This window comes from Pseudomonas sp. SED1 (assembly GCF_034044025.1).
In the GTDB taxonomy this organism is placed as follows: domain Bacteria; phylum Pseudomonadota; class Gammaproteobacteria; order Pseudomonadales; family Pseudomonadaceae; genus Aquipseudomonas.
The window spans coordinates 1-10,626 of the sequence record NZ_JAXCIS010000153.1; the positions used below are offsets into that span (position 1 = coordinate 1).

At 64.1% G+C, this 10,626-nt stretch carries 8 protein-coding genes; 1 reads left to right on the plus strand and 7 read right to left on the minus strand.

The features are described from left to right. Positions 1-291: 291 nt before the first annotated feature. The 7 genes from SNL23_RS19845 to SNL23_RS19875 all read right to left on the minus strand — a co-directional run bounded on the left by SNL23_RS19845 (position 292) and on the right by SNL23_RS19875 (position 9,293). A complete protein-coding gene (locus tag SNL23_RS19845; protein WP_318303208.1) occupies positions 292-1,434 on the minus strand; it encodes an LLM class flavin-dependent oxidoreductase in 1,143 nt (380 codons plus the stop codon). Further along, a complete protein-coding gene (locus SNL23_RS19850) occupies positions 1,424-2,416 on the minus strand; it encodes an LLM class flavin-dependent oxidoreductase (RefSeq protein WP_087695234.1) in 993 nt (330 codons plus the stop codon). Before SNL23_RS19850 ends, SNL23_RS19845 begins: the two co-directional genes overlap by 11 nt. Positions 2,417-2,575: 159 nt before the next feature. Further along, positions 2,576-3,562, minus strand: a complete 987-nt coding sequence (locus SNL23_RS19855; RefSeq protein ID WP_318303209.1) for an LLM class flavin-dependent oxidoreductase — start codon at positions 3,560-3,562, stop codon at positions 2,576-2,578. Next, on the minus strand, positions 3,559-4,548 hold the full coding sequence (locus SNL23_RS19860; RefSeq protein ID WP_167665460.1) for an LLM class flavin-dependent oxidoreductase: 990 nt from the start codon (positions 4,546-4,548) through the stop codon (positions 3,559-3,561). The genes SNL23_RS19855 and SNL23_RS19860 overlap by 4 nt, the downstream gene beginning before the upstream one ends. Beyond that, a complete protein-coding gene (locus tag SNL23_RS19865) occupies positions 4,545-5,462 on the minus strand; it encodes a 5'/3'-nucleotidase SurE (protein ID WP_318303212.1) in 918 nt (305 codons plus the stop codon). The genes SNL23_RS19860 and SNL23_RS19865 overlap by 4 nt, the downstream gene beginning before the upstream one ends. Continuing rightward, a complete protein-coding gene (locus tag SNL23_RS19870; protein WP_076015725.1) occupies positions 5,459-6,796 on the minus strand; it encodes an LLM class flavin-dependent oxidoreductase in 1,338 nt (445 codons plus the stop codon). The genes SNL23_RS19865 and SNL23_RS19870 overlap by 4 nt, the downstream gene beginning before the upstream one ends. A 58-nt stretch (positions 6,797-6,854) precedes the next feature. Further along, complete coding sequence (locus SNL23_RS19875; RefSeq protein ID WP_076015724.1) at positions 6,855-9,293, minus strand: TonB-dependent receptor plug domain-containing protein; 2,439 nt, start codon at positions 9,291-9,293, stop codon at positions 6,855-6,857. Between the two features lie 306 nt (positions 9,294-9,599). Here SNL23_RS19875 and SNL23_RS19880 point away from each other — a divergent pair, with 306 nt between their 5' ends. Beyond that, positions 9,600-10,592, plus strand: coding sequence for a P1 family peptidase (locus SNL23_RS19880; protein WP_318303213.1), 993 nt, complete (start codon positions 9,600-9,602; stop codon positions 10,590-10,592). Positions 10,593-10,626: the final 34 nt, after the last annotated feature.

Sequence of the window (10,626 nt, forward strand, 5' to 3'; positions counted from 1 at the left end):
GGTAGGCCGGAGGTGCCGAGTGGTGGGGCAAGAGCGTTTTGCTTACTTTTGCGCTTTTCAAAAGTGAGCCGCTGTAAGAGCCAGCCCTTTCAAGGTCTTTGCCTAAATCGCGTCCTACGCCTATTCCGGGCTGAAATTAAAAAAAAAACGAGTTGAATTTGGTTCAGTTAGCATCTCTTTTGGTCAAAAAATGATCATGTTTTGAGGCTTTTTCCAAAGACCTTGAAAGGGCTGGCTGTAAGAGCGGAACCCCAATATCAGCCATAACCGAAGAAACGGATATGTACTCAATCAACCCCGACCCACCTCAACAACCCTCCCCGAAGCCCCAATCCTGCGCAACAAAGGCAACACCTCCGCCCCCACATGAATCGACTCTTCCAGATGCGGAAACCCCGAGAGAATAAAGCTGTCCACCCCGAGCTGGTGATACTCCTCGATCCGCTCCGCCACCCGCTCATAACTCCCCACCAACGCCGTCCCGGCCCCGCCCCGTACCAGGCCCACACCGGCCCAGAGGTTGGCCGAGACCTCCAGCTCCCGCGCCCCACGCCCACGGCCTTTCATCAACTCGGTCTGGCGACTCTGACCCACCGATTCATACTTGGCCATCTGCCGCTGCGCCTGGTCAATGGCGTCCTTGGGTATCTCCTCCAACAGCCGCTCCACATGCGCCCAGGCCGCCTCGTCAGTGCGATCGGCAAAGATGTGCAAGCGCAACCCAAAGCGCAACGTCCGGCCCTGCATCGCGGCCAACTCACGCATCCGCACCACCCGCTCGGCAATCATTGCCGGCGGCTCACACCACATCAGGTACGTCTGCCCATGGGCAGCCCCCACCTGCTCGGCAGCCTCGGAGGCACCCCCAAAATAGATCGCCGGCACCTCGGCCCCAGGCGCCACCGGCGTGCTGATCCCACTGCGGTAGTAGCGTCCCGGATGCGCCGGCTGCTTGCCAGCCCACACCGCCTGGAACACCTGCAAAAACTCCGCAGTACGCGCATAACGCTCATCGTGTTCGAGAAAATCCCCCAACGAACGCTGCTCAAAACGGCTGGACCCCGTCACCACATGCAACGCCAGGCGATTCTCGCTCAGCAACTGCAAGGTCGCCGCACGGTGGGCGGTATAGGCTGGCAGCTCCATGCCTGGTCGCAACGTCAGGAGGAATTTAAGCCGTCGCACTTCCTGGGCCAGCACCGCGGTAATCAGCCACGGATCCTCGAAACCGCTGGCGGTGGGCACCATGATCCCGTCGAATCCGGCCTGTTCGGTAGCCCGCACAATCTGGCGCAGGTAATCGAGGGTGGGGGCACGTTCGCCTTGCTGGAACAGCCCGACCTTGGGCAGGCCACTGCTGGTGAGGTGGCGACCGTCGCCATTGGTGGGCAGGAACCAGTCGAGCTGGATCGGGGGGCGAACCTCAGTGTTCATGGTGCAGTCGCTCCTTGCGCAGGCCGTGTTGAAAAAGCAGCGGCAGGATCTGTTCACCAAAGCGCAGCACTTCGCCGACCGCCGGGCCGCCTTGCAGGATGATGTGGCCAAGGCCCAGGCCGTGCAGTTCCTGCAGGCGCGTGGCGATTTGGCGGGGCGTGCCCACCAGGATCAGCGGTTGGCCAGGGTGCAGTTGCAGCAGGTTCGGGTGGATCTCCCACTGGCGCAACGGGTGTCGGTCGCGGGGCACGGTGGCGATGCGGTGGTTGGGCAGGTCCTGGGTCGGCAGCAGGGCGGCGGCGGTTTCCCAGGCCAGGTCCTCGCTGTCGCCGATGACCAGGCCGAAGGTGCAGGCAAAGGCCAGGCCCGGCTGAAGCTGGCGCCAGCGTTGTATCTCCTGGGCCAGCCACTGCGGATGCCCAGGCCGCAACAGGCACACCTGGGCGTGGCCGGCCACCAGCGCGTGGCTTTGGCTGTCGTCCAGCACCAGTGGCGGCGCGGGCAGTTCGCGGCGGGCGACGCCGGCGTTTTCCAGTTGGAAATAGCGGCCTTGATAATCCAGGCCGCCGTCATTCGGTGCCAGCAGTTGTTGGAGAATCTCCAGGTATTCGCCGATGCGTTCGCTGCGCTGGTCGCGGTTCAGCCATTCGCCAAACGCACTGCGCAGGCTGCCTTGTTCGCCGTCGGGCAAGTGCAGGCGCACCCGGTGGCTGCTGATCGATTGCAGGCTTTGCAGGGTGGTGGCCAGTGCCGCCGGCAGCATGACTTCCGGCGGTACGCTCACCGACAATTGCACTCGTCGGGTGTGGGCGCACAACGCCGCCGCCACCCCGAGGCTGTCGGCACACAGCGCGCCGCCGGGGATCCACAGGCCGTCGATGCCGGCGTATTCCACCGCCTGGGCCAGCTGGATCCATTGCCCCGGCCGCGCCGCCCAGTCGGGGGTACAGAGGGGCATCAACCAACTGAATTCAAGGGGCATACACAGGCTCCATAGTTTGGCATCAGCATCACGCGTCGTCGTAGCAGCTGTCGAGCCCCGGCGAGGCTGCGTTCGCGGTGTATCTGACACACCGCTACGCAGCCTCGTTTCACTCGACAGCTGCTACGGGAGCTGACGCTTTCAGGGCGTTTGATCATCCTACTCTCGTCCTCGCCATCCGAGGGCCGGGGCGATGTCCCGGGCGATGATTTCCAGGCGCTTGAGGATCTGCGCCTGGGTCGAGCTTTCAGCCTGGACCACGGCGATCACGTAGTCAGCATAGGGCAGCAGGGATGGGTCCTGTTGCAGGCTGGCGATCACTTCGTCGGGATGGCCGTGGTGCACGTTCATCAGGCGCAGGTGCTCCTGCAGGTCCACGGCTTGATCAATCAGGCCCTCGCGTTGCAGGCGCGGGATGTGGCGCTCGATATCCACCGCCAGTTCCGCTTGGGCACTGGCGCGATCCGCTGCCGGGAAAATTGCGCGCACCACGCCGATTCTCGGTGGGCGATCGGTGCGGGTCCAGGCGTTCAAGTAAGCATCGGCCAGGGGTTTCTGCACCGTCAGCGGATCGTGGGTGGCGGTGCCCAGCAGCAGGCCGTTGCCCTGGCTGGCGGTGTATGCCGCGCCTTCGAGGCTGCCGTGGGAGTGCCACAAGCGGCTGCTCAAGCCGGTTGCTGGCGGTTGCAGGGTCAGCGGGCTGTGGGGCGTCAACGGCTCGCCGTCGAGTAACTGCTGGGCCTGCTGCTGGTGGTCGCTGAAGTCGACCTGGCGTTGCACGGCATCACGGCCAAACGCGCTGAAATTGTCGAGGTTGGCGCCGCCGCTGCCCAGGCCCAGCTGCACCCGGCCGCCGCTCAGGGCATCGAGCACACTGGCGTCTTCCGCCAGGCGGATCGGGTCTTCGAAAGGCAGCACGATCACTCCGGTGCCCAGTTCGATATGCCGGGTTCGCTCGGCCACCGCCGCCAGCAATACCAGCGGCGACGGCAGCCGGCCAAAGCCATTGCTCAGGTGGTGCTGGGCAATCCAGCCACCGTCGAAACCCAGGGCCTCGGCGACTTCGAATTGTTCGATCAGGTCGCGGTAGACCTGCTGTGGATCGTCACCAAAGGCGTGGCTGAGAAAGCCCAGTTTGAAGCTCATGTCAGGGTTCCTTGGGGCAGTGTCGGTTGCCAGCCGAGGGCCGGGGCGATCTGTTCGCGGATGATTTCCAGGGCGCGGATCGCATCCCGCAGCGGGGTGCTGGCGGTCTGTACTTGCAGCACCAGGTGGTCGTTGGCCGTCAGGCTCGGGCCTTGCTGCAACTGCTCGATGATCTGCTCGACCGGGCCGTGCAGGATGCCGAGGCGCCTGAGGGTGGTGTCGAAATCATCATCCACCGGCGCCTTGTACACGCCGATGCTCTGTTGGCGTTGCACGTAGGCCTGGATATCGTTGCGCGTGGCGGCGTCCGGGTTCGGGATCAGCGCCTGTACCCGGGTGACGCGGGGCGGGGTGCCGTTGTCACCGGTCCAGGCGTTGCGATAGCGGTTGACCAGTTCTACCCCGGCTTCAGGCGGCAGGTGCGGGTTGGGCGCCATGATCAGGCCGTGGCCGCGCTCGGCCACCAGTTCCACCCGTGAGGTGGCTTCCCAGATTCGCTGCCCAAGGCCGGCTGCCCGTGGCAACAGGCGCGAGCCGCTGTCGGTCAGTGGTGCGTTGCCCAAGGCATGGATTAACTGTTGCAGGTGCTGCTCATAGTCGCGGTGGCGCGCCTCAGGCTCACGACCGAATGCCGTGAACGTGTCGGGATCAAAACCCGCACCCAGGCCCAGCTCCAGCCGGCCATTGCTCAACAGGTCCAGCACCGAGGCGTCTTCCGCCAGGCGCAGCGGCGCTTCCTGGGGCAGCACGATTATCCCGGTGCCCAGGCTGATCCTACGGGTGCGCTGGGCGATGGCGGCGAGCAATACCAGGGGCGAGGGCAGGCGGCCGTTCTCGCTGGCGAAGTGGTGCTGCGCCACCCAGCCACTGTCAAAGCCCAGCTCTTCGGCGACCTTGAACAACTCCACGGTGTCGCGGTAGACCTTGGGCTCGAAGCCGGGGCTGTAGACCCGGCTGAGAAACCCCAGGGAAAAACTCGAACTCATGGCAGCACCTCGCGGGCCAGTTGTGTTTGCAGCGCGGGACCGGCATTGATCGACTCCGGCAGGCCGCTGAACGGGCTGATGGTCAGGTAACCCTTGTTGAGCCATACCGCCTCATCCTGCTTCTGCTGCTCGGCGGTGGCGGCGGGGCTGTACTGGAAGCCGATGCCCGGCTTGCCCGGCAGCTTGAATTGCTTGAGGTCGTCGGTGTACACCGCTTCAAAACCCACATAGCTGCCGATGCGGGTGAGTTTCACGCCCTTGATCTGTGGGGCTTTTGGCAGGTTGATATTCAGGCCCAGGCCCTTGGGCAAGAGCGCGCCGTCGGGCTGGCGATGCTGGTCCAGGGCATTGACCAGCTTCGCCACCAGCAGTGCCGCGCGTTGTGGGTCTGTCTCTTTCAAATCGGTGCTGACCGCCAACGCCGGAATGCCCGCCTGCACCGCGACACTGGCGACGTTGAAGGTGCCGGAAGCGCTGTTGATCGCCCCCAGGTTATTCCCGGGGTTAGGGCCGACGATCACCAGGTCGGGGTGGGGTATGACTTTTTTCAGGCCCATCAGCAAGGCCATCACCGGCGTGCCGCTGATTTCGATCTGCACGTCTTTGCCGGCGCATTCGGGGCTTTGGCACACGCCGTTTTCAGTGGTGCTGATGTAGTAACTGTCGGGGTAGGCCGGGTCGTCGTCATGGCCAACGGTGACTTCGCGACCAAAGAAAAACGCACCGCCCCGTGCGCTCTGGTCGGCCTGCGGTGCGGCAATCCGCACTGTATGCCCCTGGGCCTTGAGCTCGGTGTACAGGGCGCGAATATTGGGGTGCTGATAACCGTCGTCGTTGCTCAGCAAAATGTTCAGGGCAAAGGCCTTCGAGACGAACAGGCTGCCGACGGCCAGCATCCATGCGCTGTGCTTCATGGTGTGACTCCCTGGGTAAAGCGATTGGCCGGGCGCGGCAGGCCGAGGTTTTCCCGCAGGGTGGTGCCTTCGTATTCGGTGCGGAACAGCCCGCGTTGCTGCAGCAGTGGGATCACCTGCTCGACGAACAGGTCGATACCGCCCGGGAAGTACGGGAAGAACACATTAAACCCGTCACAGGCACGGGCTTCGAACCACTGCTCGAAGAAGTCGGCGATGTCTTCGGCGGTGCCGATCACCGGGTTGCCGGCGGTCAGGTGCAGGTACAACTGGCGGATGCTCAGGTTCTGGCTGCGGGCCAGTTCCAGTAGTTTGTCGCGACGGCTGCCGCGCTGGCCTACCGGGGTTTCCGGCAGCGGGCCGTCGAGGTCGTGGCCCGACAGGTCGATGTCATCGCCCAGGGTGTCGGCCAGGAAACGCAGGCCCAGCACCGGGTCCACCAGGGCCTGGAATTCTTCGAACAGCGCCTGGGCCTGTTCGCGGGTTTCGCCAATAAACGGGGTGACACCGGGCAGGATCTTGATGTGGTCGGGGTCACGGCCAAAGGCGGCGGCGCGTTGCTTGATGTCTTGATAGAAAGCCTGGGCGCCCGTGAGGTCATGGTTGACCGCAAAAATCAGCTCGGCGACGCGGGCGGCGAGGGCCTTGCCGGGTTCCGACGCACCGGCCTGTACCAACACCGGATGGCCCTGTGGAGGGCGCGCGACGTTGAGTGGGCCACGTACGGAAAAATGTTCGCCGCGATGATTCAGGGTGTGCAGTTTGGCCGGGTCGAAATACTCCCCGCTGGCCTTGTCGCGGGTGAAGGCGTCGTCGTCCCAACTGTCCCAGAGGCCCTTGACCACGTCGTGGAATTCTTCGGCGCGCTGGTAGCGGTCGCCATGGTCGATATGGGTTTCGCGGCCGAAGTTCCAGGCCTCATCCGAGACCACCGAGGTCACCAGGTTCCAGGCGGCGCGCCCCTTGGACAGGTGATCGAGGGAGGCGAACTTGCGGGCGATATGGTACGGCTCGTTGTAGCTGGTGGTGGCGGTGGCGATCAGGCCGATGTTGCTCGTGACGGCTGCCAAAGCGGCCATCAGGGTCAAGGGTTCGAAGTGTTCGGCACGGGCAGTGCGGCTGAGGGCGTCGTGATGATGGCCCCATAAGGCGACCACGTCGGCGACGAACAAGGCGTCGAATTTGCCGCGTTCGGCGGTTTGCGCGATGTGTTTGAAGTGCTCGAAATCCAGGCTGGCATCCGCCTGGGCCAGGGGGTGGCGCCAGGCCGATACATGGTGGCCGCTGTTGGCCAGGAAGGCCCCCAGCTTGAGTTGATCGGTACGTCGGGTCATGGACAGGCTCCCGCAAAAGGTCAGGCGCAGGGCCGGCGAACCGGCCCCGCGGGCTGGGTCAAAAGGCGTACGTCACGCCGGTGTACCAATAGCCACCGGTGGTGCCGTAAGGCGAAAAGGTACCGTACGGGAAGCCGCCGGAGCTGCTTACCAGGTCGGTGCGTTTCGGGTATTTGTTGAACAGATTGTTGGCCCCCGCATTCAGGGTCACGGCTTTGGTCAGGTGGTAGTCGATGTTCAGGTCGGTGATCCAGGTCGGCGCGAAGTTGCGGTCGTAGATCTCGGCGGTGCCGTACTCGGTGTACGAGCCGTAGCGGGTCAGGTTGAGGCTGGTTTCGACTTTGTCGTAGGTCCAGGTGGTGCCCAGCAGCAGCTTGGATTGCGGCAAGCCGTACTTGAGGTTGCCCTGGCGCTGGCGGCCATAACCACCGTCCGGGCCGAGGGCCTGTGTGGCCACGGTCGAGGCGTGGATCGAGTCAATCTGGGTGGTGTTCCAGTTGAAGCCGGCGCTATATTTCAGGCTGCCATAGGCACCGATGTCCTGGCGGTAGTCACCCACCAGGTCGACGCCACGGGTCGTGGTGTCGAGGGCGTTGGTGAAGTAGGTCACCGCCTGGTTCGGGTTGAGCCCGGCTGCGGCGAGGATCGCGCTGATCTGCGGCGTACCGCCCAGGTAACCGGTCTGGGCGATGCGGTCCTTGATCACGATCTGGTAGGCATCCAGGGTGATGTTGGTGTTGTCAGTGGGTTGCAGGGTCAGACCGATGCTGTAGTTGGTCGACTTTTCAGGCTTGAGGGTGGTCGCGCCCAAGGCCTTGGCCACATCGGAGTTCACCGCCACGTTGCGGTAGTCGAACAGTTGCCCGTTGACGCTGGTTTGCGAGGTGGAGCTGTAGATCTGCTGGGCCAGGGACGGTGCGCGGAACCCGGTGCTGACGGTGCCGCGCAAGGCCAGGATCGGGGTCAACTGGTAGCGGGTGGAGAACTTGCCGTTGGTGGTGGTGCCCGAGCCGTCGTTGTAGTGCTCGTAGCGCCCGGCCAGGTCCACATGCCATTTGTCGGTGAGGTCCTGGCCGATCTCGCCGTAGCCCGCGAGGCTGATGCGGCTTTTTTCGGCGGCGTCGGCCGGGGTGGTACCGGCACCGGAAATGGTCCCGGGTGGAATGATCGCGCCGTTGGCACCGGTGTCGAACGGCCCGCTGGCGTAGGAGGCGAGGTCTCCCTTGCCGATCTTGTAGTCTTCGTAGCGCTGTTCCAGGCCCCAGGAAATCTGCGTCGGCTTGTACAGGCCGAGGTCGAAGGCGCGAGTCAGGTCGAGGTTGTTGGTCCACTGGCTGAAAGTTTTTACGCCGGTGTCGACCGAGGTCGGTGAGTTCGGGCCGTAGCTCAGGTTGTAGGTGTCGGTGAGGGTGGCCCGGGCATGGTCCTGGCCGTAGGTGCTCGACAGGTCATAGTCCCAGCCGGCGGCCTGGCCCTTGCCGCCGAACGCCACCTGGAAGTCGTCTTCGATGAAGCGCAGGTTGTCTTCGATACCTTCCGGGTACGGGGTCTGGATGCCGTTGAACGACGGCGGCTGGTGGAACGCCAGGGGCTTTTCCGAGTTGCGGTGGGTGTAGGTCGAGAACGAGTACAGGGTCAGCGCGTCGGCGACCGGCAGCTCGGCGTTGTAGCCCAGGCTGAAGTTCTTCGCCTCGGGCAAGCCGGTGCCGTAGTAGGTGTGGCGTTGGCTGGTGTTGCCGGCACTATCGGTATATGGCGCCGCATCGGAACGGTCCGAGACGTCCTGTTTCTTCACGTCCAGGGCGAGGTTGATGAAACCGTCGTTGGGCAGGGCCAGGCCGACATTGCCGGTTTGACGCACGGTTTCGCCGTCGCCGTTTTCATAGTTCTGGCCGTAGGTGGTGGACAAGCTGCCGCCGTGGTCGGTTTGCTTGAGCACGATGTTGATCACGCCGCCGATGGCGTCCGACCCGTATTGCGCCGAGGCGCCGTCACGCAGGACTTCGATGTGATCCACCAGGGCGGTGGGGATCATGTCCAGGTCCACCGGTTGCGAGCCGGAGTTGAGGGAGGTGGCGTTGTTCAGCAGCGCACTGTTGTGGCGGCGCTTGCCGTTGACCAACACCAGCACCTGGTCGCCGTTCAAGCCGCGCAGGCTGATGGGGCGCACGATCGAGGTCGAACCGAAGCCCGACGAGGCCGGCTGGTTGAGGGACGGCAGCACCTTGCTCAAGGCACGGGTCAGGTCGCCCTGGCCGGTGGCGAGCAATTGCTTGGAAGAAATCACGTCCACCGGCGCCGGGCTGTCGGCCAGGGTGCGGGCCTGGCCACGGTTGCCAATTACCACGACGGTGTCCAGGGGGTTATCGCTGGCCGGGGCGTCGGCGGCGAGGGTCAGGCTGCTGTAGCTGACGGCCTCGCACAGGGCGAGGAACAAAAGGGTATGGGCGAAGGCCTTGCCGGGTTGGCGGCGGCCTGCGGCGCGGGATGGATTCATGATGTGCAACACTCCAGTGTGGTTAGGCAACGGGCCTTGTTCGAGGGCGGCTTGTTAAGTTCAAGCTCTGGTGGAGGCAGGAGAGCAAAGGCTGTGCCATCGCTGAAAAGTCTTGGATAACAAGGAGTTGTTGGAGGGTTTGCGGGGCGGGTGGTGTTTTTCTAACAGGCGGGAGGGCAGGGTGTTGGTTTTTGTGCAGGGGATTTTTTCGCGAAGCTGCTAGCGTACGCTGGGCCGGGGGAGCGCCTCCTTGGCACACCCCTTGCTCTCCCCACGCCATACCTAAACCCAAGGAAGCTTTTCTGTATGCCTAGACCTGGCCCGCGCAACGCCCTCACTGATATTCCCGGCCTGGAGGTTGGCCACGCCACAGACCTGTACGCCGACACCGGCGTCACGGTGATCCGCCCGGATGGTTTCTGGACTGCCAGTATCGACATTCGCGGTGGAGGCCCAGGTGGTCGCGAAACCGCGGCGCTGGAGCCGGAGAACATGGTGGGTCAGCTGCACGCCTTGGTGTTTACCGGTGGCTCGGTGTTTGGCCTGGGGGCGGCGGATGCGGTGGCGGCGAAGTTGTCCCAGGACCAGGTGGGGTTGCATTTGAAGCCGGGTGCGCCAGCGATTCCTATCGTGCCGGCGGCGGTGTTGCATGATTTGGCGAATGGCGGGGACAAGGATTGGGGCCTGGAGCCACCTTACCGACGGCTGGGGTTTGAGGCGCTGGCCAATGCCGGTCCGGAGTTTGAGCTGGGCTCTGTCGGGGCCGGGCGTGGGGCGATGGCCGGGGTGTTGAAAGGTGGGCTGGGGACGGCGTCCCTGGATTTGGGGGATGGGTTGGTGGTTGCCGCTTTGGTGGTGGCTAACCCGATTGGTTCGGTCTACATGCCGGATGGGGAGACGTTCTGGGCGTGGCCCTGGGAGGTGGCGGGGGAGTTTGGTGGGGGGCGGCCGGTGACGGAGATGGATTGCAGTGATCCGATGCCGGAGTTGTCGCGGCTGGATTCCATGGGGCGCCTGCAAGCGGGGGCCAATACCACGCTGGTAGTGGTCGCGAGTACGGCGCGGTTGACGGTGGCGGAGTGCAAGCGGGTGGCGATCATGGCGCAGGACGGGATTGCCCGGGCGGTGCGGCCGGCGCATTTGCCGTTTGATGGGGATACGGTGTTTGCTCTGGCCTCTGGGGCGGTGGAGGTGGCGGATGGGCCTCGGCGGCAGGTGGATATTGGGCGGATTGGGTCGGCGGCGGCTGATTGTGTGGCTCGGTCGATTGCTCGGGGGGTGTTTGCTGCGCGGGCTTGAGGGCTGAGTACATATCCGTTATTTAGGTAACGGC

Excerpts from the sequence above, each read along its gene's own strand:
- SNL23_RS19845 (WP_318303208.1), bottom strand. The coding sequence starts at position 1,434 with ATGAACACTGAGGTTCGCCCCCCGATCCAGCTCGACTGGTTCCTGCCC.
- SNL23_RS19850 (WP_087695234.1), bottom strand. The coding sequence starts at position 2,416 with ATGCCCCTTGAATTCAGTTGGTTGATGCCCCTCTGTACCCCCGACTGG.
- SNL23_RS19855 (WP_318303209.1), bottom strand. The coding sequence starts at position 3,562 with ATGAGCTTCAAACTGGGCTTTCTCAGCCACGCCTTTGGTGACGATCCA.
- SNL23_RS19860 (WP_167665460.1), bottom strand. The coding sequence starts at position 4,548 with ATGAGTTCGAGTTTTTCCCTGGGGTTTCTCAGCCGGGTCTACAGCCCC.
- SNL23_RS19865 (WP_318303212.1), bottom strand. The coding sequence starts at position 5,462 with ATGAAGCACAGCGCATGGATGCTGGCCGTCGGCAGCCTGTTCGTCTCG.
- SNL23_RS19870 (WP_076015725.1), bottom strand. The coding sequence starts at position 6,796 with ATGACCCGACGTACCGATCAACTCAAGCTGGGGGCCTTCCTGGCCAAC.
- SNL23_RS19875 (WP_076015724.1), bottom strand. The coding sequence starts at position 9,293 with ATGAATCCATCCCGCGCCGCAGGCCGCCGCCAACCCGGCAAGGCCTTC.
- SNL23_RS19880 (WP_318303213.1), top strand. The coding sequence starts at position 9,600 with ATGCCTAGACCTGGCCCGCGCAACGCCCTCACTGATATTCCCGGCCTG.